A 22,675-nucleotide genomic window follows, 5' to 3' on the forward strand; every position below is an offset into this window, starting at 1 on the left:
AGCCGATGAACGCCAACGGGACACCTCATCGGCATCTGACCAGAGCGCACGACCGGTACGACATGGTGGCAACACCCGTTGCCGGAACACGGAAGGGAACGACATGCTGCGACGGCTCGGCATCCGCGCCAAAGTGATGGCTGTCCTTGCCGTCCCCATGATCGTGCTGCTCGCAGCCGGTGGGTTCATCTCGTGGAACGCGATCCAGGAGCTGCGGTACGCCAAGGCGGCCGACAGCGTGATCACGACGCTCCAGGCGTACACCCCGGTGTCGAGCTCGCTGCAGGCCGAGCGGCTCCTGTCGCTGAACGGCGGTTCGCCCGAGCAGATCGCCGAGGCTCGTGCGGCGACGGACGCCGCGCTCAACGCGGTCCGGCCCATCACGGCCGCCCTGGACCTGAGCCAGTTCCCCAAGCCGGTCGTCGACCGCTTCGTCGAGGTACAGCTGGCGCACAACACGATGCTGCCCGCCGTCCGTACGAGCGTCGACATCAAGGCCCAGCGCGCCCAGCTGGAGAACAACTACGCGGCGATCATCGAGGGCCAGCTCGACCTGATGGAACAGGTCGCCAACAGCCTCGAGAACCGCGCCCTGGCGCAGTACGTCACCTCGTACCGCGAGATCGGCACCACCGCCGACAACCTGGTCGTCGAGCTGATCGACGGCATCCAGCTCCTCGGCACCCGTGCGCCGGCTCCCGCCTCGGTCCGTCAGTACGACACGCAGACTGCCGCCACCGAGCTGGCCCGAGCCCGCGCCCACGCCGCCATCGACGCGCTCGGCGTCGAGTCGCTCGTGATGCCGACCAAGGACCCGACGTCCAACTTCACCCGCATGCGGGCGCCGCTCCAGCAGGGCAACCCGGCCGGTTTCTCGCAGATCGACCCGAACGCGTACGTGGGGGAGATCCAGCAGCAGCTGGCCAGCCTCGGCGCGCTCAACACCGCCGTGCTGGACGAGGCCCACGACGTCGCCGCCGCCGCCGCGGACGAGGCGCAGGCCCAGGCGCTCGTCACCATCGCGATCGTCATCGCGGCCGTCGTCGCCTCCCTCTTCTTCGCCCTCCTCGTCGCCCGAGGCATCGTCGTCCCGCTGCGTCGCCTGACGAAGGCTGCCGCCGACGTCCGCGAGCAGCTGCCGCGACTGGTCGAGCAGGTGGCCATCCCCGGTGAAGGCCCGGAGATCACCCTCGCGCCCATCCCGGTGACGTCCCGTGACGAGGTCGGCCAGCTGGCCGCAGCCTTCAACTCGGTGAACTCGACCACGGTCCAGGTCGCCCAGGAGCAGGCCGCCCTGCGTGGCTCCATCGCGGAGATGTTCGTCAACGTCGCCCGCCGTGACCAGGTCCTCCTCAACCGCCAGCTGTCGTTCATCGACTCCCTGGAGCGTGCCGAGGAAGACCCGAGCACCCTGGCGAACCTGTTCCGCCTCGACCACCTCGCCACCCGCATGCGTCGTAACGCGGAGTCCCTCCTCGTCCTCGCCGGCATCGACTCCGGTCGTCGTCTGCGCGACGCGATGCCGCTGTCCGACGTCGTCCGCACGGCCTCCTCGGAGATCGAGCAGTACGACCGGGTCGAGCTCGACCTGCAGGTCGACCCGCACATGCACGGCTTCAACGCCCTCGGTGCCGCGCACATGCTCGCCGAGCTCCTCGAGAACGCGACGATCTTCTCCGAGCCGGAGACGCCCGTCACGGTCACCACCGGTGTCTCGGGCCAGTTCGTGGTCGTCCGCATCCTCGACCAGGGCCTGGGCATGAGCGACGTCGAGCTCGAGGCCGCGAACTCGAAGATCATTTCGACCTCCGCCAGCGACTCCCTGGGCAACCAGCGCCTCGGCCTCTTCGTCGTCGGCCGCATCGCCCAGCGCCTCGGTGCCGACGTGCGGCTGCTCAAGGCCGCGCACGGCACGGGCACCGAGACGATCGTCCGGTTCCCCGCGACGCTGTTCGTGATGACGGAGACCAACCTGTACGGCAACGGGGCGCCCGCCGCCCTGGCCGCACCGCGCAACGACCCGGGCCTGCCGCAGATCGAGGCGCCCGTCGTCGAGGAGGTCAACCTCGCCGCCCTGACGGACGGCCAGACCTCGCTGGGTCTGCCCCACCGCCGCCGCCGCGACGACGGTTCCGACGAGTCCGTCGGTCCCATCCCGGTCACGGAGCTGGCGCAGTCCACGGGTCTGCCGAGCCGGTCGAAGAAGACGTTCGACGAGGACAACCTGGTCCTGCCCGAGGCGCCCGACGGCCAGATCTCCGCCGAGATCTCCGCTGCCGGCTCCGACTGGAAGCCCGCGACGGTCGCCCCCCTCAAGGGCGGTCTGCCGAGCCGCAGCCGTGCCTCGACGTCCGCCTGGGCGAAGCCCGAGGAGCCGGCGTCCGCAGCAGCTGCTGCGGCAGCCCCGGCGCCCGCCCCGGCCGCCCGTGCCGGTCTCTTCTCCGGCTTCCGCGGCCGCACCGAGTCCGCCTCGACGGACACCGGCGAGAACCTCGTCGTCCCCGGCCTGATGTCCGAGGACCAGGAGCGCGCGCAGCTGCCCGCCCAGTCCAACGCCGTCCGCGCCCCGTGGATGTCGAGCGGTGCGCACGCCGCGCCCGTCGAGCCGATGGTCGTCCCGCAGCTCGCCGACGACGACGACTCGTGGGAGGCCCAGGAGGCCGAGAACCGCGAGGCGCAGAACGTCGCGACCGCCGCGGCGGCCGTCGCCGCCGACGAGGCCGCGCAGGCCGAGGCTGCTCAGGCTCCGGAGGAGGCGCCCGCGTGGGAGCCGACCCCCGCCTGGGACACCGCACAGCTCGAGTCGCCCGCTGCCGAGGCTCCGGCCTGGGAGGCCCCCGCCGTCGCTGAGGCGCCCGCCTGGGACGCCCCTGCTGCCGAGGCTGAGGCGCCCACCTGGGACGCACCCGCCCCCGAGGCCGTCGTCGCCGAGGTCCCGGTCTGGGAGGCGCCCGTCGCCGAGGTCCCGGCGTGGGAAGCACCTGCTGCCGAGACCGCCGCGTGGGACGCACCCGACGCGGAGACCCCCGGCTGGGGAGCTCCTGTCGCCGACGCCCCCGCCGCCGAGACGCCCGTCTGGGACGACTCGGTCGCCGGGGAGACCCCCGCCTGGGAGGCCCCGGCCGCCGAGGCTGCCGCCTGGGACGCGCTCGACGCCTCCGAGGCTCCCGCCTGGGACGCCCCGGTCGTCGCCGAGACGCCCACCTGGGAGGCGCCCGCCGCCGCCGCGTCCGCCTGGGACCAGACGGCCGTCGACGACGAGCCCACCTGGCAGGCGCCTGTCGTCGCCGAGCAGGCACCCGCCGCCCTGGCCTCGCGGTCCGCCGCGCCGGTCCAGGAGGAGGAGGTCGCCGCTCCCGCTGCCGCCGCTCCGGCCGCGCCCGCTCGGACGTTCACGTCCTACAGCGGCTACGCCGGCTGGGGTGCACCCGCTGCCGACGTGTCGTACCAGCCGTCGGAGCGCACGCTCGACGAGGCTCGTGCCTGGCACACGGGCGCCATGCCGATCGTCCCCGAGGCAGCTGTCGCACCCGTCGAGCCGACCACGGCCAGCGACGAGTCCGCGTGGCCCGCGCCCGCCTGGGAGCCGCCGACATGGCAGTCGCCCGAGTGGTCGGGGCAGCCGGTCGAGGCTGCCGCCGAGGTCGCACCCGAGCCGGAGCCGGAGCCTGAGCTCGCCGTCGTCGACGGTGTCGCGTTCCGTCGCGTCTACCTCGAGCCCGACACCGAGGACGTCGCCGAGACCGAGGTCGCCGCCTACGTCGAGCCCGAGCCTGCGCCCGTCGCGGAGGAGGCGCCCGTCTGGGCCGCTCCCGTGCAGGAGGAGGCGCCCGTGTGGGCCGCTCCCGTGCAGGAGGCGGCGCCGGCGTGGCCGACGTTCCAGGCCCCGCAGGTCGAGGCACCGACGCAGCTGTTCACGCCCATCGAGGCCGCAGCAGCCGCCGAGCCGGAGCCCGCACCGCAGGCACCCGTGCACCAGGAGGCCCCGGTCGCCTACGCAGCACCCGAGGCCGCCGCCCCGGCGTGGGCCCCGACCGCTGCCGCACCGGCCGCCCAGGTCCCGTTCTCCGAGGTCACCCAGACACCGTCGCCTGCCCAGGCCGACGACGCCAAGGGCCGCCGCAAGTGGGGCCTGTTCGGGCGGAAGAAGGGTGACGACGGCGCTCCGGAGATCTCCGCGCCGGTGCCGGTGCAGGAAGCCCCCGTCAGCCAGAGCCAGGTCGCCCCCGTGCGGACCTCGGCGTGGACGGCGGACGCATCCGCACCGCAGTCGCCCACCGGTGCCGACTCGTCGCAGTCGTGGATGGCGTCGACCACCTGGTCGGCTCCGGCCGCTCCGGCTCCCCAGCCGAACGCCCCGGCTCCGCTGGAGCCCGTGTCGGCAGGTTCGTGGGCGCCGCCCGAGTGGGCCGCACGGCCCGGTGGCAACCCCGCGCCGTCCTCCACGGTCCCGCAGCCCGCGCTGCCGCCGTCGGTGGCGCCCCGGGTCGGCACGCTCGACGACGAGGTGGCGGCGATGCTCGCCCTCCGTTCGGACATCCAGGAGCAGGCACTCTCCGAGCTCTCCCAGCTGTCGGCCTACCGGCCGGCTGCGACGGGTGGCAACGCGGAGCGCCTCACCCGGCGAGTCCCCACAGCTGTCCCGGCGACGACCGTCACCGAGGACGAAGGGAAGCCCGTGCAGCGTGATGCGGACCAGCTCCGGTCGCGTCTGTCGAGCTTCCAGTCAGGGACCTCTCGTGGCCGTCGTGTCACAGAGGACCCGTCCGGCCAGAACGGCGTGAGCTGATGACTGCCCCAGACCCCACAACCGTCGTCACCACCATGGTGGCGTCTGACCCCGCAGTCATCGACTGCACCAGCAAGGAGGAAGTGTGACCGCGCTCAGCACCGAGGCAGCCAACTTCGGCTGGCTCCTGGACAACTTCGTCCGGACCGTGCCCGGCACTCGCCACACACTCGTGGTGTCTGCGGACGGTCTTCTCATGGCGATGTCCGAGCAGCTCGACCGCACCAGCGGCGACCAGCTCGCGGCCATCGTCTCCGGGATGTCTAGCTTGACCCGTGGCGCCGCGCGCCAGCTCCGTGCGGGGGAGGTGCGTCAGGCGATCATCGAGATGGACAACTTGTTCCTCTTCCTCATGAGCGTCTCGAACGGCTCCGTCCTCGCCGTGGTCGCGGAATCCAGCTGCGACGTGGGCCTCATCGGCTACGAGATGGCGATGCTCGTCTCTCGTACCGAAGCGACCCTCACCCCGCAGCTCATCTCCGAGATGCGCGGTCAGCTCCCTGTCGACGGCGCGACCCGCGCCCCGGTGGCCTGAGGCCACGGGGAGACTGACCGATGAGCGAGCACATCGAGTACGAGGCCAGAACGGTCCGGCCCTATGCCGTGACCGGTGGCCGCGTGCGCTCGGCGCGCTCCGACCTGCCGCTCGAAGCGCTGGTCGAGGCAATGCCGGGAGCCGTGACGAGCCAGGGTCTGCCGCCTGAGAAGCGGGCGATCCTTCAGCACGCCGCATCGAACTACATCTCGGTCGCCGAGCTTTCCGCTCTGCTCCACCTGCCGCTCGGTGTGATCCGGATCCTCGTGTCCGACCTCGCCGACCAGCAGTTCGTGCGCGTGCACACCTCACAGCCGGTCGAGGTCAACACCGGTGAATCGCCTGCCCTGTCCCTCAGCGTGCTGGAGAGTGTTCTCAATGGCATTTCCGCCCTCTGACGCCGCTGTGGCCGCTCCGGCGGGCACGGCAGGAAGCGTCGCACCCACAGTCGTCAAGATCGTCGTCGCCGGCGGTTTCGCCGTCGGCAAGACGACCTTCATCGGCTCCATCTCGGACATCGAGCCCCTCAACACCGAGGCCGCGATGACCGAGCACTCGGTCGGCGTCGACGACGCCGGCGGTGTCTCCGACCGCAAGACGACCACCACGGTCGCGATGGACTTCGGTCGCATCGCGCTCCCCGGGTCGCTCTGGCTCTACCTGTTCGGTACCCCTGGCCAGGACCGGTTCCTGTTCATGTGGGACGACCTGGTCCGCGGTGCCATCGGCGCCGTCGTCCTGGTCGACACCGACCGGCTCGACCAGTGCTTCCCGGCCGTGGACTACTTCGAGAGCCGCGGCATCCCGTTCGTCGTGGGTGTCAACTGCTTCGACGGCGTCGCCAAGCACCAGCTCGACGACGTCCGTGAGGCGCTCGCGATCCCGGCGCACGTGCCGGTCCTGTACACGGACGCGCGTTCGCGTGCGGCCACGAAGCAGGCTCTGATCTCCCTCGTGCAGCTCGCGATGGAGCGTCTGCGCAGCCGGTGACCCGAGAGGTCTCACCGCGACCACGGCCGGTCCCCGCAGGGGGGCCGGCCGTCGTCGTGCGTCCCAGGTCCGTACGCGATCATGGGGTGGTGTCCGTCCCGTCCCCCGGCCCGAGGCCGCGTCCGCCCGGTGGCGGCGGCGTGCTGCCGCACCCGCGGCCCGCGGGCGACGACGTGGTGCAGCCGGCTGACGCGTCCCGTCGGGTGGCGCGCGTCTACGCGGACGGTTCGGCGCTGTCGCGGTACCTCGTCGGTGCGCCGTGCCGTGAGCAGTGGCTCGCCTGGACGGCCGAGCACGAGTCGCAGCTGGTGACGACGCCGCTCGGCCTGACCGAGCTGCGGCGCGTCGCGCAGCCGCGCGGGGTCGACGCGTCGGGGGTCGCGCACGAGGTCGAGGAACGCCTCGAGGTCATCCGGTTCTCCGACCAGACCCTGAGGGCGGCGACGAAGGTGTCCGGGGTCCTCCCGCCGTTCGTCGCGCTGCACATCGGGGCGGCTCTGGCGCACCCGGACGTGTCGAGCGTCGCGACGTACGACGTGCAGCTGGCCCAGGTGTCCGCCCTGCACGGCCTCGCCGTCGTGTCGCCCGGGTGGCCGTCGGCCTGGTGGGAGCGCGAAGGCTAGGCACGGCACGCTCCGCGAGCCTAGGTTCGGAGGATGGTGGACGACGACGGTGCACAGGTCACGACGGTGCTCGATCCCGGAGCAGTCGGTCCTGCCCCGCCGCTGACGCCGACCCGGCGACGCGCCCCGGCGCAGGTCCACCTCCTGAGCCGCGACGAGCGCGAGTCGCGGGGGGCGGCCGCCCGGGTGCTGCTCCCGCGCGAGAACCTGGCGGACGTCGGGACGGCGACCAAGCGGCCCGACCCCGTCGACCTGCTGGTGTCCCAGGGCCGGTCCCGCGTGCCGGAGCTGCTCCCGCTGCGGTACGGGCGGATGTCGGCCTCGGCATTCGCGTTCTACCGTGGTGCGGCCCTCCTCATGGCGTCCGACCTGGCGGCGACCCCGGACTCCGGGCTGGACGTGCAGCTGTGCGGTGACGCGCACATGTCGAACTTCGGGCTCTACGGCACGCCCGAGCGCCGCTTGCTCTTCGACCTGAACGACTTCGACGAGACCCTGCCGGGACCGTTCGAGTGGGACGTGAAGCGGCTCCTGGCGAGCGTCGAGATCGCCGCGCGCGGCATCGGTGCGGGGGACAAGGAGCGTCGGAAGATCGCGATGGACGTCGCGAAGGCGTACCGGACGGCGATCAGGGAGTTCGCGGCGCGGCCGAACATCGACGTCTGGTACGCCCGGCTCGACGTCGACGACTTCCTGCGCGAGCACGGCGGGTCGTTGGGCAAGGCGCAGTCGAAGACGACCGCGTCGACGGTGAAGAAGGCGCGCAGCCGGGACCACCTGCGGTCGGTCGAGAAGATGACGGCCCTGGTGGACGGGCGTCGGCGGTTCGTGTCCGACCCGCCGCTGGTCACGGCCCTGGACGACCTGCTGGGGGACGAGGCGCCCGCCTTCCGCGCCGCTCTGGGGGAGCTGGTGAGCGCGTACCAGGCATCCCTCCAGCCGGACCGTCGGCACCTCGTGGGTCAGTACCGGCTGGTCGACATGGCCCGCAAGGTCGTGGGCGTCGGCAGCGTCGGCACGCGCGCGTGGATCCTGCTGCTGGAGGGTGCCGACGACGGCGACCACCTGATCCTGCAGGCGAAGGAGGCCCAGTCCTCGGTGCTCGAGCAGTTCCTCGGGGCGAGCGAGTACACGCAGTCGGGGCAGCGGGTCGTCGAGGGTCAGCGGCTGATGCAGGCCGCGAGCGACGCGATGCTCGGGTGGCAGCGGACGCGTGGGATCGATGGGGTCGAGCGCGACTTCTACGTCCGCCAGCTGCGCGACTGGAAGGGCTCGGCCGTCATCGAGGACATGCGTCCCGAGGGTTTCAGCCGGTACGGGGGCCTCTGCGCGTGGACCCTGGCCCGCGCGCACGCCCGATCGGGGGACCGGGTGGCCATCGCGTCCTACCTCGGCGGGTCGAAGACGGCCGACGAGGCGTTCGCGGCCTTCGCTGCGACGTACGCCGACCGGAACGAGTCGGACCACGCCGCGCTCGTGGCGGCCATCGGGTCAGGTCGGCTCGCAGCGGTGCACGGGGTCTGACGCGCGCTCAGCCTCGTCGCAGCGCCGCGACGGCCGCGGACACGAGCGCAGGGTCCGTCGTCGTGTAGCCGGACGCGCCGCCACCGGGGCCACCGGACTCGTCGACGTGCCGGCTGGCCGACAGGTGCACGGCGTCGACCCCGGCCGCCACGAGTGCTCCCACGTCGACGGGACGGACCCCGCCGCCGGCCATGACCTGCAGGCGCCCCGTGGCGTGCGCGACGGTGGACCGCAGCCGGTCGAGGCCGTCGATGCTGCGGGGCGCGCCGCCGGAGGTGAGGACGCGGACGACGCCCAGCGCGACGAGGTCGTCGAGGGCGGGTTCGAGGCGGGGGACGGTGTCGAGCGCCCGGTGGAAGGTGACCTCGCGCCCGTCGGCGGCGTCGACCAGCCGGGCGACGACGGCACGGTCGACGGCTGCCCTCGGGGTGAGTGCGCCGACCACGACGCCGGCGGCACCCGCGCGCACGGCAGCGCGGACGTCCCTGACCTGCACGTCGACCTCGTCGGCGGTGTAGACGAACGACCCGGCACGGGGCCGGACGAGGACGTGCACCCCGACGTGCGACGGCAGTGCGCCGACGACGGCGTCGAGCAGCCCGATGCTCGGCGTCAGACCTCCGGTGGCGGCGAGCGCGGCGCACAGCTCGAGCCGGTCGGCGCCCAGCTCGGCGGCCAGGACTGCGCCGGCGACGTCCTGGACGGCGATCTCGAGGAGGGTCATGCCCAGGACAGCAACGGCTCGCCGGCGGCGACGGTGTCGCCCGGACGCGCGAGCCGGGTGAGGGCGTCGGCGCCCGCGTCGAGGCCCACCACGGGGCAGACCGGGGAACGACCGCCCAGCGAGGACGGGTCCCAGCTCACGACGACCTGCCCCGCGCTGACGACCGCACCTTCGGCGGCGTGCAGCGTGAATCCGGTGCCGCCGAGCTCGACGGTGTCGATGCCGAGGTGGACGAGGACCGCGCGACCGTCGTCGTGCTGGACGACGAAGGCGTGGGGGTGGAGCTTGACGATGGTGCCGGCGATGGGGGAGATGACCTCCGAGCCGGCGGCGAGCGGCGGGTCGAGCGCGAGGCCGGGGCCGACGAGCTCGGCGGAGAACACCGGGTCGGCGACCTCGGACAGGCCCAGGACCTGGCCGCTCACGGGGGACAGGACGGTCAGGGTCGGCATCAGCGCAGGTCCTCGATGTCGGAGGCGAGCGTGTCGGCCTCGGGGCCGACGATCACCTGGACGGCCACGCCGGACCGCACGACCGCGATGGCACCGGCGGCCTTCAGCCCGGGCTCGTCGACGAGCGACGGGTTCTCCACCTCGACGCGCAGGCGCGTGATGCACGGCTCGAGGTCGAGGACGTTGGCGTCCCCGCCCAGCGCGGCGAGGATCTGCTCGGCCTTCGTCATGTCCTGCTCCTCACATCAGCTCGTCGAGATCGGTGGCGATGAGGTCGACGTGCGGCCCCACCACCACCTGGACCACGCGTCCGGAGATCATCACTCCGAACGCCCCGGCTGCTCGCAGCCCGGCGGCGTCGACCCTGCTCGCGTCGCGTACGAGCGACCGCAGCCGCGTGGTGCACGGCTCGATCTCGTCGATGTTGTCGACACCTCCGAGGGCGGCCAGGATCGCGGCCGCCTGGTCTCTGCTCTGCGGCCTCATTGCCGTCCTCCTGAGATGGGTGCGGTTGTCTCGGTGCGGCGTCGGGGGACCAGCACGGGCCCGGGGGCGCGCAGTGGGACCCACACGCTGTAGCGGTCGGCGCGGTAGCAGGCGCGGGAGAACATCGTCGCGGTGTCGACGGAGTAGGTGCGGCGCTCGGCGCGCAGGACTGCCCGGGCGTCACCGAGTCCGAGCAGGGAGGCCTCGGTGTCGGTGGCCTCGTCGGCGGACAAGGTGTCCTCGCCCCACTCGGGGGCCAGCCCGCGCTCCCGCAGCGCGTCGTAGATGCTCGCGGGGGGCCCGTCGTCGAACAGCGTGGGCGCCAGGGCGACGGGCACCCAGGCCTGCTCGATGCAGATGGGGACGCCGTCGGCGCTGCGCACCCGGTAGAGGAAGTGCACCTTCGTGCGCGGCTCGAGCTCGAGCGCGGTGGCGACGTCGGGGGTCGCGGCGACGACCTGCGCGGTGAGCACCGTCGTCGCGGGCTCCATGCCACGTCGGCGCATCTCCTCGCCGAACGTGGTCAGCCGCATCTCGAAGTCCATGCGCTGGGGGGCGACGAAGGTGCCGCGCCCCTGCTCGCGGACCAGGACGCCGTCGGTCACGAGGGTGTCGACGGCCTGCCGCACGGTCATCCGGGACAGGCCGAACTGCTGGCTGAGGTGCCGTTCCGACGGGATCGCGTCGCCGACCTGGAGGTCCTGCGCGACGAGCGTGGCCAGGTGGTCGCGCACGGTCAGGTACTTGTGCGCGCTGCCGTGCTCCGGTTCGTCCACGCGGTGCCACCCCTCTGCGACGACGGTCTGCGTCGTCGCGACGTGACCCTTGACACATCATGAGGTCTAGACCAGTCTGCTCGCAACTGGTCCAGACCAGACAGATCCCAGGACACCCAACGAGGAGTGCTCCATGACCACCGCCACCGCGGACGCCCCCGCGTCCACCGAGAAGCGCGGCTTCCCCGGCCTCGCCCAGCTCCAGCGCATCGGCCGTTCCCTCATGCTCCCGATCGCCTCCCTGCCGGCCGCCGCGCTGCTGCTGCGGCTGGGTCAGCCGGACATGCTGGGCGCCGACGGCCTCGGCGCCCACCTGCCTTGGATGCTCCCGGTCGCCGACGTCCTCGGCGCCGCGGGCAACGCCCTGTTCGCCAACCTGGCGCTGCTCTTCGCAGTCGGCGTCGCGGTCGGCTTCGCCCGGAAGTCCGACGGCTCGACGGCCCTCGCGGCTGTCATCGGCTACCTCGTGTTCGACGGGGTGAGCACCGCCCTCTCGCCGTACGTGCTGGAGAAGGCGGGCGAGGGCGAGACGCAGGAGGTCATCAACTACGGCGTCCTCGGCGGCATCGTCATGGGCCTCGTCGCCGCCCTCTTGTTCCAGCGGTACTACCGGATCAAGCTGCCCGCCTACCTCGCGTTCTTCGGCGGCCGCCGGTTCGTGCCGATCGTCACGGCCGGTGCCGCCATCCTCGTCGCCGTCGCCGGTGCGCTGATCTACCCGGCGTTCAACTCCGGCTTCACGGCCGTCGGCGACTGGGTCACGGGCTCGACGATCCTCGGTGCCTTCGTCTACGGCACCATGAACCGGCTGCTGGTCCCCATCGGTCTGCACCACCTGCTGAACTCGCTGCCCTGGTTCCAGTTCGGCTCCTACACCGACTCCAACGGCGAGGTCTGGCACGGCGACATCGCCCGCTTCCTGCACGGCGACCCGACCGCCGGCACCTTCATGACCGGCTTCTTCCCGATCATGATGTTCGCGCTCCCCGCCGCCGCCCTGGCGATCGTGCACACGTCGAAGGCGAAGAACCGCAAGGTCATCGCGGGCATCATGGGCTCCGCCGCCCTGGTCTCGTTCGTCACGGGGGTCACCGAACCGCTCGAGTTCGCGTTCGTCTACGTCGCCTACCCGCTCTACGTGATCCACGCGATCCTGACCGGCACGTCGCTCGCGCTGGTCAACGCCCTCGGGATCAAGGACGGGTTCGGGTTCTCCGCGGGCGCGATCGACTACCTGCTGAACTTCCGGATCGCGACGATGCCGCTGCTCCTCCTCGTCATCGGGCTCGGGTACGCGCTCGTGTACTACTTCCTGTTCCGGTTCGTCATCACCCGCTGGAACCTGCGGACCCCGGGCCGCGAGGACGACGACGATCCGGCGACGACACCCACGACCGAGGACCGCACCCCGGCGGAGGCTCCGGCCGGGTCCGTCGATCCCGCCGGGCCCGTCGACGAGAAGGCCGCGAGCCGATGACCTCCGCGGTCGCCGCAGCCCCGCTGACCCTGCGGGGGTTCGGGGTCAGCCCAGGACGTCGGGCGGGTGTCGTGGCGCGCATGCCCGACGCCCCGCCGGCACCGTCGCCCGAGCCGTCGGCTCCGGGAACGGACCTGGAGGCGGCGGCGACCGCGGTCGACGAGGCGTCCGCGCGCGTCCGCGACGCGTTGGCCCGGGCCGCTGCGGTCGCTTCCGGTGAGGCCGCCGAGATCCTCGCCGTCACTGCCGCGATGGCGGCGGACCCCTCGCTCGCCGACGAAGCGCGGCGGCGGGTGGTCGAGAACCGGTCCACGCCCGCGCGTGCCGTGTGGGACGCGGCCGAGCTCGTCGCGGAGCAGCTGCGCGCGCTGGGCGGGATGTTCGCCGACCGGGCGCGGGACGTGCAGGACGTGCGGGATCGCATCGTCGCGGAGCTGCTGGGCCTGCGCGCACCGGGCGTGCCGGACCCCGGGACACCGTTCGTGCTGGTGGCGCGGGATCTCGCCCCCGCCGACGCCGCGCGGCTGGACCCGGCGCAGGTCCTCGCGATCGTCACCGCGGGCGGCGGGCCGACGGCCCACACGGCCATCCTGGCGCGGTCGCTGGGCATCCCGTGCGTCGTCGCCGTGGCCGGCGCGCTCGACATCGTCGACGGCGAGACCGTGCTCGTCGACGGGTCAACGGGCGACGTCGTCCGGCACCCGTCGCCCGAGACGGTCGAGCGCGCGTCCCACGTCCGCCCGCGTCCGACCCGGCTCAAGCACCCAGGACGCACCGCCGACGGGCACCCCGTCGCGCTGCTGGCCAACGTCGGAGACCCCGCCGGAGCGCTCGCCGCGGCGCAGACCGGCGCCGAGGGGATCGGGCTGTTCCGCACTGAGTTCGGCTTCCTCGGTCGCACCGCCGCGCCGAGCATCCCGGAGCAGGTGACGGCCTACGCGCAGGTGTTCGCAGCGTTCCCCGGGCGACGCGTCGTGATCCGCACGCTCGACGCCGGCGCCGACAAGCCACTCCCGTTCGTCACGGCCGCGGGCGAGCCCAACCCGGCACTCGGCGTCCGCGGCCTGCGCACCTCGTGGGCGCACCCGGCGGTCCTCGACGACCAGCTCACGGCGATCGCGCAGGCCGCGGCATCCTCGTCGGCGGACGTCTGGGTGATGGCTCCGATGGTCGCGACGGCCGACGAGGCCGACGCGTTCGTCGACCGCTGCGCCGCCCACGGGCTGCCGCACGCCGGGATCATGGTCGAGGTCCCCGCCGCCGCGCTCCGGTCCGCCGACCTGCTCGACCGCGCCCGGTTCGCCAGCCTCGGCACCAACGACCTCACGCAGTACGCGATGGCCGCGGACCGTGAGCTCGCCGGTCTGGCGCAGCTGTCGACGCCGTGGCAGCCCGCAGTCCTCTCGCTGGTGCAGCTCGCGTGCGCGGGCGGGGCCGCCCGGGACCGGCCGGTCGGCGTCTGCGGCGAGGCGGCCGCGGACCCGGCGCTCGCTCCCGTGCTCGTCGGGCTCGGGGTCACGTCGCTGTCGATGACGGCGAGGGCGCTCCCCGACGTCGGCGCTGTGCTCGCCTCGGTGACGCTGGACGAGTGCCGGGCGCTCGCGGCCCTGGCGCTCGCGCAGCGCACGGCCGACGAGGCGCGGTGGGCGGTCCGCGCCTCGCTCGGGGACGTGCTCGACGGGCTGGGGCTCTAGGCCGTCCGCTGGAGGAACTGCTCCAGCACGTCGATCGAGGCGGCCGCGTCGGCGTCGTCGTCGGCCGTCGCCAGCACGACCTCGTCGCCGGCCCCGACCCCCAACGTCATGATCGCGAGGATCGACGCGGTCGCGACGGGTGTCCCGCCGGTCTTCGCGATGGTCACCTTCGTGGGGAGCTGTCCTGCCGCCGCGACGAACTGGGCGGCGGGGCGGGCGTGCAGCCCTTCGGGAAGTGCGACGACGACGGAACGCTGCATGGCCTGCCTCCTGGGCGGGTCGACGATGACCCCACCGACCATACTGGTCTAGACCATGTCCGCGCGAGTGCTTGTGGGAGACTCGTGCCGCTGCGGGCTCGCCCCGCACGGGAGGGCTGTCTGAGCGGCCGAAAGAGACGGTCTTGAAAACCGTTGGAGCGGGACAACCCCGTTCTCGTGGGTTCGAATCCCACGCCCTCCGCCGTGTGATGTCGCAGGACATCAAGGTGGGCCCCGAACGACGAAGCGCGGGTCCGGACCGTTCGTCGTGTCGGGCCTCGTGGCTGGTGGTCAACGCGCTCCCGCCGGTCAGGCACGCGGGAGGCGATGCAGACCTCGACGGGCGTCCGGCGCGCATCGAGACGTTCCCCCACCTAGGCTCTCCGCGTGCCCCGACGCCATGTCCAGCTGCACGCCCGCCCGCCGCAGGAGGCGCAGGGGGAGGCCGTCGACGTGCTCGTGCGGCGCGGCCTCGACGACCTGCGTGTCGAGCTCGGCGTGCCGGAGGAGTTCCCGCCGGCCGTGCTGGCCGAGGCCGCGGAGGTGGGCGCTCGCGGACCTGAGGGTGAGCGGGACGACGCCACGGACATCGCGTTCGTGACCATCGACCCCGAGGGCTCGAAGGACCTGGACCAGGCGGTCCACATCGAGCGCCACGACGGCGGGTTCCGGGTGCGGTACGCGATCGCGGACGTCGCGGCGTGGGTGTCCCCGGGTGGCGCGATCGACGACGAGGCCCGTGAGCGTGTCGAGACCCTGTACGCACCGGACGGCCGGACGCCGCTGCACCCGCCGCAGCTGTCGGAGGGCGTCGCGAGCCTGCTGCCGGACCAGGTGACCCCTGCGCTGCTGTGGATGATCGACCTCGATGGTGACGGCGCCCCGATCGCCGTCGACGTGCGCCGCGCCTCTGTACAGAGCCGCGCACAGCTCACGTACACGGGTGCCCAGGCCTCGCTCGACGACGGCACCGCGGACGAGACGCTCCAGCTCCTGCGGGAGGTCGGCATCCTTCGGGAGGCTGCCGAGGGGGCCCGTGGCGGGATCACGCTGCCGACCCCGGAGCAGGTGGTCGAGCAAGGTGCCGACGGGGTGTGGACCCTGGGCAGCCGCGCGACGTTGCCGGTCGAGGAGTGGAACGCGCAGATCTCCCTGCTCACCGGCATGTGCGCGGCGCGACTCATGCTGGACGGCGGCATCGGCATCGTGCGGACGCTGCCCGACGCGGACCCGCGGGACGTCGAGCGGCTGCGGCTGTCGGCGCACGCGCTGGGCGTGCCGTGGCCGGAGGGCGCGACGCCGGGTGACGTCATCCGTCGGCTCGACGCCGCCGACCCCGCCCATGCTGCGCTGCTCACCGACGCGACGTCGCTCCTGCGCGGAGCGGCCTACGTGGCGTTCGACGGCGGGCTGCCGAGTTTCACCATGCACGCCGCCATCGCCGCGCCGTACGCCCACACGACCGCACCGTTGCGGCGGCTGGTGGACCGGTTCGTCGGCGAGACGTGCCTCGCGCTGTGCGCCGGCCGTCCGGTGCCGGACTGGGTGCGCGACGCGCTGCCAGAGCTGCCGGGACTCATGGCGTCGGGGGACAAGCACGCCGCCGAGTACGAGCGCGGCTGCCTGGACCTCGTCGAGGCGGCGCTGCTGACCGGCCGGGAGGGCGAGGTGTTCGACGGCGCGATCGTCGACGTGCGCACCGACCGCGGCACCGGCGTCGTGCAGCTGCGCGACCCGGCGGTGCGCGGACGCATCGAGGGGGTCTCGCTGCCGCTGGGCGAGGACGTGCGGGTGCGGCTGACGCAGGCGTCGGTGGCCCAGCGCAAGGTGCTGTTCGAGCTGGCTCAGGCCGACTCGGCCTCGACCGGGTCGTCGATCGCGCCGAACCTCGACCGCAGGTAGCCCGCGTACCCGCCGGGTGCCCGACCGGCGAGGCGACCGGACGTGAGGACGTCGCAGGTGTCGGTCGCGACGACGCGTGCGCCCGACGCGACGAGCGCGGCCACCAGGTCGACGTCCTCGTGCACGGGCCGGTCGGGGAAGCCGCCGGCCCGCAGGTACGCGTCGGCCCGCACGCCCAGGTTCGCGCCGTGCACGTGACCGTTCGGGCGGCCGGGGACACGGGTCGCACGCCACGCGGCGTGCTGCGTCGGCGTGAGGTCGGCGGGGTCGGGCCGCACGGTGCCGACGACGACGTCGGCCCCGGCGTCGGCCAGCCGTACCTGTTCCAGGATCCAGCCCTCGGGGACGACGGAGTCGGCGTCGGTGCCGGCGAGCCACGTCTGGTCGAGGTCGGCGGCCGAGCGCTCCAGCGCGTCGCGGACGCCCGCGGCGCGAGCAGCACCGACGCGTCCCTCGTCGAGGTCCACGAGGCGCACGTCGAGGTGCCCGAGCGCGACGGAACGCGTGCCGTCGGTGCACCGGTCGAGCACCAGGACCAGGTCGACCGTCAGGTCGGGCAGCACCGCCCGCGCGGCCTGCCGGGCCGCCTGGAGCGCGCCGAGGCACCGGCCGACCAGAGCCTCCTCGTCGCGGGCCGGCACGACGACCACGACGTGCTCGACGCGCGGTCTCACGCCAGTCCCGTCCGCTGCGCCACCGACCGCGAGTCGTCGCTGTACACGTCGAGCAGCAGGTCCTTCTCCCGGTGCTCGGCCAGGAGCGTGAGGTCGGTGGTCCGGCGCAGGACGCGGTGCACCTCGTCGCCGGTCAGCGGGTACGCGTCGACCGGGTGGCGCCAGTGGCAGACCAGGAGGGTGCCGCCGGGCGCGAGGCGCGTGCGCAGGTCGGCGAGGACCCGCTCGAGCGTCGGGCGGTCGAGGTAGTAGCCGACCTCCGACAGGACGACGAGGTCGAACGACCCCGCGGGGACGGCGTCCGCCACGTCCGCGACCTGCGCCTGCACGTGCGGCAGCCCGGCGAGGCGACCACGTGCCCGCTCGACCGCGGCCGTGGACACGTCGACGGCGAGCAGGTGGTCCGCGCGCTGCGCGAGCTCCGCGGTGAGCACGCCGATCCCGCAGCCGATCTCCAGGACGTCCCTGTACCGCTGGTCCGGGAGCGCGGCCAGCGTCAGCGCCCGCTTGCGCTCCTCGTACCACCGGTCGGTGTACCCCCAGGGGTCGTCGTGCCGACCGTAGGTCGCGTCGAAGAACTCGCCCCTGAGCGTGGGCGTGACGGGCTCCTGCGCGACGACCACCTCGACGTCCCGGTCGAACGTCCGCAGGAACGCCGGGTGCAGCGTCGGCGCGTCGTGCGGGTCCGACGACAGTGGCTCGACCTGGCTGGCGTGCGCCGCGACGGCCCGGTGCTTGCGGACCATCGACCGGTCCGCCAGCTCGACCACCCGGAGCCGGTCCCACGGCACGCGGGGGTCGTCGGGGGTGGCCCAGTGCCACAGCCACACCGGGTACTCCAGGAACGTGCAGCCGAGCTCGTCGGCCAGCACCGCGCAGACCTCGCCGACGATCCGGTGGTCCCGGTGGCCGTCGCCACGCCAGGTCGCGACGAGCTGGTCGACCGGGAAGCCGTCGGTCAGCAGCGCGCGCAGGTCGTCCTCGATCGAGTCGCGGACCTCGCGCAGCCCGCCGTCCGGGTGGCCCAGCATCGTGATCGGCGAGGCGGGGGACAGGATGTGCACCGCCTCGACGACCTCGGCCCAGCGGCGTCCCGCCAGCTCGTCCGCGTCGAGCGTCGGGGACCCCGGGTGGGAGCCGCTGCCGTCGGAGACGATCACGACCTCGGCCGGGCAGCCCGCGTCGGCCAGCTCCGCCAGGATGCCGCCCGCGCCCAGCGTCTCGTCGTCGGGGTGCGCGGCCACGACCACCGTGCGGCCGGTCCGCCGCAGCGCGAGCGCGGGGAGGTCGCGGAACCGAGGGTCGGTGGTCCAGGCGGTGGCGGGTGTCCCGGGCGTGCGACCGTCGAACGTCACCACGGTGCGACCTCCGACGCGAGCGTCCGCCCCAGCGCGAGGTCGTCACGCTCGGCGTGCTGCTGGCGGACGTAGACCTGCAGGTCGGCGACGCGCTTCGCGTGATCGGTCTCCAGTGCCAAGGGCGCAGGGCCGAGGGCGTGCGCGGCCCGCGCGAGCACGTCCTCGCAGACGCCCGCGACCGTCGCGCGGACCCGCTTGGCCAGCAGCCGGCCCTGGGCGGCGTCGAGCTCGTGCGCGTCGACGAGGACCGCTGCCTCCGCGAGCGCACGCCGGGCGTCCTCGAGCCGGTGGTCCACCGCGCCGAGGTGCATCGCGAGCAGCGGGTCGTCGCGTCGCGCGGCCTCGGCGTGCACGCGTCGGCCGATCCCGACAGCACCCCCGAACCAGCACGCGGCCACGCCGATCCCGCCCCACCAGAACCCCGGACGGTCCAGGTACCAGCCGGGTGCGCCGACCGCCGTCGCGGCGACGTCGTCGAACGCCACGGCCGTGCTGGGGATCTCGGTCAGCCCGCGCGACACCCACGCCTGGTCGAGCAGCCGGACCCCGGGGTCGTGCAGGTCGACCGCGAACAGCGCCCGTCCGCCGTCGGCCAGGTGCGCCGTGACCAGGGCCGCGTCCAGCACGCCCGCCAGGGAGCACCAGGGCTTGGTCCCGCGCAGCCGCCAGCCGTCGCCGTCGCCGACCGCGTCCAGCCGCACCCCGGGCCCCTCGGCGGCGAACACGCCCCACGTGCGGCCCTCGGGGTCGGGGACGCCCGCCTGCGCGAGGATCGCCCGCGCGTCGAGGTGCGGCTCCACCGCGCGCGCGACACCGAGGTCGGTGGCGCCGAGGGTGGCGAGCAGCTCCCACAGCTCACGGGTCGCGCCCCGGCCGGGCAGCAGGTCGTCCGGCCAGGAGGCGCGCAGGGCGTCGTCGACCGTGCGGGGGACGCGGGGCGACGGGCCGCTCGCACGGAACGGCGCCAGGCGCACGGCAGCGTCGACCATCGTCGTTCTCCGGGGGCCGTGCCTCGGACCGCTTCTCGATCCGTCGTCCAGATCATCACCGCCACCCGACGCGCGCGCGACCTGGGACGACACCCGTGCGCGGACGGACTCCGGCGTGGCAAGGTCGGAGCGTGCACCCGAGCGCCGGACCGGTCCGATGAGCGAGCTCGACGAGGTCGTCGACGACCTCTACTCCGGTGCACCCTCCGACTTCGTCGCCCGGCGGGACGCCGCGGTCAAGGCCGCCCGCGCCGACAAGGACCGCGAGCTCGCGACGGCCATCGGCGAGCTGCGCAAGCCGACCGTCTCCGCCTGGCTGGTCAACCTGCTCGTGCGTGACGACGCCGCCCTCGCCGGGCAGATCGTCGCCCTCGGTGAGGGGTTGCGCGACGCCGAGAAGTCGCTCGACGGTCCCGCGCTGCGCGAGCTGTCGAAGCAGCGCCGCCAGCTGGTCCGGTCGCTGGTCGCGCGGGCCCGCAAGCTCGCACAGCCGACCGGGCAGAAGATCGGCGACGCCGTCGTGCAGGAGCTCGACGCCACCCTCACCGCCGCCCTGGCCGACCCCGCCGTCGCGCGCGAGGTGGTCTCCGGCCGGTTGACCGCCGCGCGCGAGTACGCGGGGTTCGGCAGCGCGGACGCGTCGGACAGCCCCGCCCCCGCCCCGACGCCGCCGCCTTCGAAGGAGAAGCCGCCCCAGGCGACGCCGGCGCGCGGGAAGCTCCGGCTGGTCGGCGAGTCGGAGCGGGCCGAACCGCCCGGCGAGTCGGCTGCGGAGCGCGACCGGCGCCGCCGCCGCGAGGAGCGCGAGCAGCGCGCGCGCGACGAGGCGCAGGCCGCGTGGGAGCAGGCGGAACGTGCCGCGACCGACGCGAAGCGCCGTCACGACGCCGCGGTCGCGGCCCGCGACGAGAGCGCCGCCGAGGTCGAACGCGCCGAGGGGGCGGCCGCCCGCGCCCACGAGGAGGAGGACGACCTCGTCCGCGCGCTCGCGGAGGCCCGCCGCAGGCTCGCCGCCGCCGGGAAGGCCGCGGCGGTCGCGGACAAGGAGGTCGGCACCGCGCAGCAGACCCTCCGGGCCGACGAGCGCGAGCTCACGACGGCGGAACGCGAGCTCCACCGCGCGGAACGCACGCTCGAGTCGGCGGCGACCGCACGTGAGGCGACGTCGCCGTCGAGCTGAGGCGCGCGCAACCCAGCCGCACCGGGGGCCGGTGGGCCACGTGCGGCGGCCGCAGCGCCACCTGCGTCCCACCCGCCACAAGAGCGGCTGGTTTCTACAGCCCCGCCCGGCCGCCCGGCGACGTCGGTGGTGTCCGCAAGGATGGGCGGCGAGGACGCGACGAGGAGGACGTGACGCCATGGCAGGCAGGGACGACGCTCCACTCGTGCACGCGGAGACGCTCGACGAGTGGCGCGACTGGCTGCTCGCCCACCACGCCACCGAGACGGGGGCGTGGCTCGTGTCGTGGAAGTCGCCCACCGGCCGTCCGTCCGTGAAGTACGAGCTCGCGGTCGAGGAGGCGCTGTGCGTGGGCTGGATCGACTCGGCCGGCCGGACGCTCGACGACGAGCGGCGCGCGCTCTGGTTCACCCGCCGCAAGCCCGGCAGCGGCTGGGCGCGGACCAACAAGGAACGGATCGTCCGACTGGAGGCCGAGGGTCGGATGCTGCCGGAGGGACGTGCGGTGATCGACGCGGCGAAAGCCGACGGCTCGTGGACGCTGCTGGACGACGTCGAGAACCTGATCGTGCCCGACGACCTCGCGGCGGCGTTCGAGCGGCACCCCGGGTCGCGGCAGAACTTCGACGCGTTCCCGCCGTCCGCCCGCCGCGCGATCCTCGAGTGGATCGTGCAGGCCAAACGTGAGACCACCCGGGCGGCGCGGCTGGAGGAGTCGGCCCGGCTGGCGGCGCAGGACGTACGGGCGAACCAGTGGACACCCAAGGCGTAGGGGCAGGTCAGGGGCCGCTTTGGTGGTGGGCCACCCGCACGGGTACCCTGTGCTGGTCCTGGAGACGTCGCATAGCCCGGTCTAGTGCGCGACCCTGCTAAGGTCGTGAAGGCGCAAGCCTTCCGTGGGTTCAAATCCCACCGTCTCCGCTCTCAGAACAGCTCGAACCCTCAGGGTTCGGGCTGTTGCTGTGCCCGGCCCAGGACGACGTCGCCGACGATCACCGCGAGCAGCACGCCGTTCGACACCCAGTTCAGCGCCAGCGGTGTCATCGTGTCCCGCAGCAGGAACACGCCCAGCACCAGGGCGACACCGACGAGGTGTGCGACGGACCACCGGCCGCCGGTGGCTCGTCGGAAGAAGGCGTTCCCCAGCAGGTAGACGGCCGCCGCGCCGCAGATGAGTCCCGCCGTCCACGTGTCGGTGTGCCCGAGGGGGTGCAGGAGGACCACCTCGTCGGCGACCGCGGTGAGCACGATGCCGACGATCAGCAGGAACGGGACGTACGTGTAGGCGGTCTGGGCGACCATCCCCGGGTTCGTCTGCGACGAGAAGTACGCCGTGGCGGACTGCTCGGAGCGGTCGAAGAACAGCAGCCAGATGAGCACCGTGCTCGCGAACGCGGCGAGGAACGCCAGGACCGTCACGCCGTCGACCTCCAGCTCCGCGAACGCGGTGCCGGTCACGATGATCGACTCACCCAGGCTGATGATGAGGAACAACGACACCCGCTCGGCCATGTGCGACCCACGGACCGACCACGTGTGCGGGTTCGTCGGCCCCAGCCCGGGAACCCAGAACAGCGCCCGCGGCCCGGCCATGTCCAGCAGGGCGGCAACCACCCAGAGCACCAACCGCGTCTGCTCGTCGGCGAGCGCACCGGCGATCCACAGCGCCCCGGACACGCTCAGCCACACTGTGATCCGCACGAAGTTCTGCGCGTTCTCCGGCCAGTGCCGGCCCATCGCCCACACCGTGAAGAGCGTCCGCCCCACCTGGATCAGCACGAACGGCACCGCGAACAGCAGCGCCTTGCCCTCGAACGCCTCCGGGATCGCGCTCGACATCAGCAGCCCCAGCCCCATGAGGACCAGCAGCATCGTGCGGACCGGCACCTTGTCCGGGTCCAGCCAGTTGGTCACCCACGTGGTGTCGATCCACAGCCACCACACCGCCCAGCCCAGGATCAGCGTGTGGAGGAGCGTGGTCAGGTCGGGGTGCGCGATGAGGCTGTGCGACAGCTGCGTGACCGCGAAGACGAACACCAGGTCGAAGAACAGCTCCACGTAGCCGACGCGGCTGCTGTCGTGCCCGTCACCGTGCCGCAGCACGTCCGCCCGCATGCCCCAGCGCCCGCCGCCGGTGCCGATGCGGTTCGTGGTCGACGACATGGCCGCGATCCTGCCACGAGCGTGTGACGGCTCACGTGCATCCGGTTTGGGCGACCGGGCTCCTGGCCTGTATCGTCGT

21 protein-coding genes and 2 tRNA genes are annotated in these 22,675 nt (G+C 73.4%); 13 read left to right on the top strand and 10 right to left on the bottom strand.

Going from position 1 to position 22,675, the window contains the following annotated elements; genetic code table 11:
* The first annotated feature begins 103 nt into the window (after positions 1-103).
* The 6 genes from ASF78_RS11500 (at position 104) to ASF78_RS11525 (ending at position 8,461) form a co-directional block, all read left to right on the top strand.
* Positions 104-4,789 (top strand): ATP-binding protein, encoded by a 4,686-nt coding sequence (locus ASF78_RS11500; protein ID WP_162243354.1) that lies wholly within the window; start codon positions 104-106, stop codon positions 4,787-4,789.
* An 85-nt stretch (positions 4,790-4,874) separates the two neighbouring features.
* Complete coding sequence (locus ASF78_RS11505; RefSeq protein ID WP_028051268.1) at positions 4,875-5,324, top strand: roadblock/LC7 domain-containing protein; 450 nt, start codon at positions 4,875-4,877, stop codon at positions 5,322-5,324.
* Between the two features lie 20 nt (positions 5,325-5,344).
* Positions 5,345-5,722, top strand: coding sequence for a DUF742 domain-containing protein (locus tag ASF78_RS11510; protein ID WP_056589149.1), 378 nt, complete (start codon positions 5,345-5,347; stop codon positions 5,720-5,722).
* Complete coding sequence (locus tag ASF78_RS11515; protein ID WP_055916480.1) at positions 5,703-6,314, top strand: ATP/GTP-binding protein; 612 nt, start codon at positions 5,703-5,705, stop codon at positions 6,312-6,314. Before ASF78_RS11510 ends, ASF78_RS11515 begins: the two co-directional genes overlap by 20 nt.
* A gap of 89 nt (positions 6,315-6,403) precedes the next feature.
* Entirely contained in the window at positions 6,404-6,937 is a 534-nt protein-coding gene (locus tag ASF78_RS11520) for a hypothetical protein (RefSeq protein WP_235518533.1), read from the top strand.
* A gap of 33 nt (positions 6,938-6,970) precedes the next feature.
* Positions 6,971-8,461, top strand: a complete 1,491-nt coding sequence (locus tag ASF78_RS11525) for a DUF2252 domain-containing protein (protein WP_082494998.1) — start codon at positions 6,971-6,973, stop codon at positions 8,459-8,461.
* Between the two features lie 7 nt (positions 8,462-8,468).
* Here the strand turns inward: ASF78_RS11525 and ASF78_RS11530 are convergent, their stop codons facing one another.
* Genes ASF78_RS11530 through ASF78_RS11550 form a run of 5 tightly spaced genes read right to left on the bottom strand, consistent with a single transcriptional unit; the run spans position 8,469 to position 10,899 of the window.
* On the bottom strand, positions 8,469-9,185 hold the full coding sequence (locus tag ASF78_RS11530; RefSeq protein ID WP_056589151.1) for a copper homeostasis protein CutC: 717 nt from the start codon (positions 9,183-9,185) through the stop codon (positions 8,469-8,471).
* Positions 9,182-9,637: a PTS glucose transporter subunit IIA gene (locus ASF78_RS11535; protein WP_056589154.1), complete on the bottom strand. Its 456-nt coding sequence runs from the start codon at positions 9,635-9,637 to the stop codon at positions 9,182-9,184. The genes ASF78_RS11530 and ASF78_RS11535 overlap by 4 nt, the downstream gene beginning before the upstream one ends.
* On the bottom strand, positions 9,637-9,867 hold the full coding sequence (locus tag ASF78_RS11540) for a PTS transporter subunit EIIB (RefSeq protein ID WP_056589157.1): 231 nt from the start codon (positions 9,865-9,867) through the stop codon (positions 9,637-9,639). The genes ASF78_RS11535 and ASF78_RS11540 overlap by 1 nt, the downstream gene beginning before the upstream one ends.
* Before the next feature lie 10 nt (positions 9,868-9,877).
* On the bottom strand, positions 9,878-10,123 hold the full coding sequence (locus ASF78_RS11545; protein WP_056589159.1) for a glucose PTS transporter subunit EIIB: 246 nt from the start codon (positions 10,121-10,123) through the stop codon (positions 9,878-9,880).
* Positions 10,120-10,899 carry a GntR family transcriptional regulator gene (locus ASF78_RS11550; RefSeq protein ID WP_056589162.1) on the bottom strand — a complete coding sequence of 260 codons (780 nt, stop codon included), beginning with the start codon at positions 10,897-10,899 and terminating at the stop codon, positions 10,120-10,122. The genes ASF78_RS11545 and ASF78_RS11550 overlap by 4 nt, the downstream gene beginning before the upstream one ends.
* Positions 10,900-11,032: 133 nt before the next feature.
* Between ASF78_RS11550 and ASF78_RS11555 the strand changes: the two genes are divergently transcribed.
* Both ASF78_RS11555 and ptsP read left to right on the top strand, forming a co-directional pair.
* Positions 11,033-12,376 carry a PTS transporter subunit EIIC gene (locus ASF78_RS11555; RefSeq protein WP_056589165.1) on the top strand — a complete coding sequence of 448 codons (1,344 nt, stop codon included), beginning with the start codon at positions 11,033-11,035 and terminating at the stop codon, positions 12,374-12,376.
* The gene (ptsP, locus tag ASF78_RS11560; protein WP_056589168.1) at positions 12,373-14,070 is read left to right on the top strand and encodes a phosphoenolpyruvate--protein phosphotransferase; all 1,698 of its coding nucleotides are present in this window, start codon (positions 12,373-12,375) and stop codon (positions 14,068-14,070) included. The genes ASF78_RS11555 and ptsP overlap by 4 nt, the downstream gene beginning before the upstream one ends.
* Here ptsP and ASF78_RS11565 read toward each other — a convergent pair.
* A complete protein-coding gene (locus tag ASF78_RS11565) occupies positions 14,067-14,330 on the bottom strand; it encodes an HPr family phosphocarrier protein (protein WP_056590774.1) in 264 nt (87 codons plus the stop codon). The genes ptsP and ASF78_RS11565 overlap by 4 nt on opposite strands.
* 110 nt (positions 14,331-14,440) lie before the next feature.
* Here ASF78_RS11565 and ASF78_RS11570 point away from each other — a divergent pair.
* Positions 14,441-14,532 (top strand) — tRNA-Ser (locus ASF78_RS11570).
* Positions 14,533-14,717: 185 nt separating this feature from the next.
* Entirely contained in the window at positions 14,718-16,232 is a 1,515-nt protein-coding gene (locus tag ASF78_RS11575; protein ID WP_235518534.1) for an RNB domain-containing ribonuclease, read from the top strand.
* Here the strand turns inward: ASF78_RS11575 and ASF78_RS11580 are convergent.
* The 3 genes from ASF78_RS11580 to ASF78_RS11590 are packed head-to-tail and all read right to left on the bottom strand — an operon-like array spanning position 16,175 to position 19,253.
* On the bottom strand, positions 16,175-16,906 hold the full coding sequence (locus ASF78_RS11580; RefSeq protein ID WP_056589171.1) for a glycosyltransferase family 2 protein: 732 nt from the start codon (positions 16,904-16,906) through the stop codon (positions 16,175-16,177). The genes ASF78_RS11575 and ASF78_RS11580 overlap by 58 nt on opposite strands.
* On the bottom strand, positions 16,903-18,264 hold the full coding sequence (locus tag ASF78_RS11585; RefSeq protein WP_056589175.1) for a PIG-L family deacetylase: 1,362 nt from the start codon (positions 18,262-18,264) through the stop codon (positions 16,903-16,905). Before ASF78_RS11585 ends, ASF78_RS11580 begins: the two co-directional genes overlap by 4 nt.
* Entirely contained in the window at positions 18,258-19,253 is a 996-nt protein-coding gene (locus ASF78_RS11590; RefSeq protein ID WP_056589178.1) for an acyl-CoA dehydrogenase family protein, read from the bottom strand. Before ASF78_RS11590 ends, ASF78_RS11585 begins: the two co-directional genes overlap by 7 nt.
* Positions 19,254-19,410: 157 nt before the next feature.
* Between ASF78_RS11590 and ASF78_RS11595 the strand changes: the two genes are divergently transcribed.
* The 3 genes from ASF78_RS11595 (at position 19,411) to ASF78_RS11605 (ending at position 21,354) form a co-directional block, all read left to right on the top strand.
* Complete coding sequence (locus tag ASF78_RS11595) at positions 19,411-20,433, top strand: hypothetical protein (RefSeq protein ID WP_056589181.1); 1,023 nt, start codon at positions 19,411-19,413, stop codon at positions 20,431-20,433.
* Positions 20,434-20,611: 178 nt separating this feature from the next.
* A complete protein-coding gene (locus ASF78_RS11600; RefSeq protein WP_056589184.1) occupies positions 20,612-21,205 on the top strand; it encodes a YdeI family protein in 594 nt (197 codons plus the stop codon).
* A gap of 60 nt (positions 21,206-21,265) precedes the next feature.
* Positions 21,266-21,354 (top strand) — tRNA-Ser (locus ASF78_RS11605).
* Between the two features lie 21 nt (positions 21,355-21,375).
* Here ASF78_RS11605 and ASF78_RS11610 read toward each other — a convergent pair.
* Entirely contained in the window at positions 21,376-22,596 is a 1,221-nt protein-coding gene (locus tag ASF78_RS11610; protein WP_056589186.1) for a low temperature requirement protein A, read from the bottom strand.
* Positions 22,597-22,675: the final 79 nt, after the last annotated feature.

The organism is Cellulomonas sp. Leaf334, assembly GCF_001424195.1.
Taxonomy (GTDB): Bacteria; Actinomycetota; Actinomycetes; order Actinomycetales; family Cellulomonadaceae; genus Cellulomonas.

Coding starts and splice junctions, on each gene's coding strand:
- ASF78_RS11590 (WP_056589178.1), bottom strand. CDS start 19,253: ATGGTCGACGCTGCCGTGCGCCTGGCGCCGTTCCGTGCGAGCGGCCCG.
- ASF78_RS11545 (WP_056589159.1), bottom strand. CDS start 10,123: ATGAGGCCGCAGAGCAGAGACCAGGCGGCCGCGATCCTGGCCGCCCTC.
- ASF78_RS11555 (WP_056589165.1), top strand. CDS start 11,033: ATGACCACCGCCACCGCGGACGCCCCCGCGTCCACCGAGAAGCGCGGC.
- ASF78_RS11530 (WP_056589151.1), bottom strand. CDS start 9,185: ATGACCCTCCTCGAGATCGCCGTCCAGGACGTCGCCGGCGCAGTCCTG.
- ASF78_RS11600 (WP_056589184.1), top strand. CDS start 20,612: ATGGCAGGCAGGGACGACGCTCCACTCGTGCACGCGGAGACGCTCGAC.
- ASF78_RS11510 (WP_056589149.1), top strand. CDS start 5,345: ATGAGCGAGCACATCGAGTACGAGGCCAGAACGGTCCGGCCCTATGCC.
- ASF78_RS11565 (WP_056590774.1), bottom strand. CDS start 14,330: ATGCAGCGTTCCGTCGTCGTCGCACTTCCCGAAGGGCTGCACGCCCGC.
- ASF78_RS11610 (WP_056589186.1), bottom strand. CDS start 22,596: ATGTCGTCGACCACGAACCGCATCGGCACCGGCGGCGGGCGCTGGGGC.
- ASF78_RS11500 (WP_162243354.1), top strand. CDS start 104: ATGCTGCGACGGCTCGGCATCCGCGCCAAAGTGATGGCTGTCCTTGCC.
- ASF78_RS11525 (WP_082494998.1), top strand. CDS start 6,971: ATGGTGGACGACGACGGTGCACAGGTCACGACGGTGCTCGATCCCGGA.
- ASF78_RS11595 (WP_056589181.1), top strand. CDS start 19,411: ATGAGCGAGCTCGACGAGGTCGTCGACGACCTCTACTCCGGTGCACCC.
- ASF78_RS11515 (WP_055916480.1), top strand. CDS start 5,703: ATGGCATTTCCGCCCTCTGACGCCGCTGTGGCCGCTCCGGCGGGCACG.
- ASF78_RS11535 (WP_056589154.1), bottom strand. CDS start 9,637: ATGCCGACCCTGACCGTCCTGTCCCCCGTGAGCGGCCAGGTCCTGGGC.
- ptsP (WP_056589168.1), top strand. CDS start 12,373: ATGACCTCCGCGGTCGCCGCAGCCCCGCTGACCCTGCGGGGGTTCGGG.
- ASF78_RS11540 (WP_056589157.1), bottom strand. CDS start 9,867: ATGACGAAGGCCGAGCAGATCCTCGCCGCGCTGGGCGGGGACGCCAAC.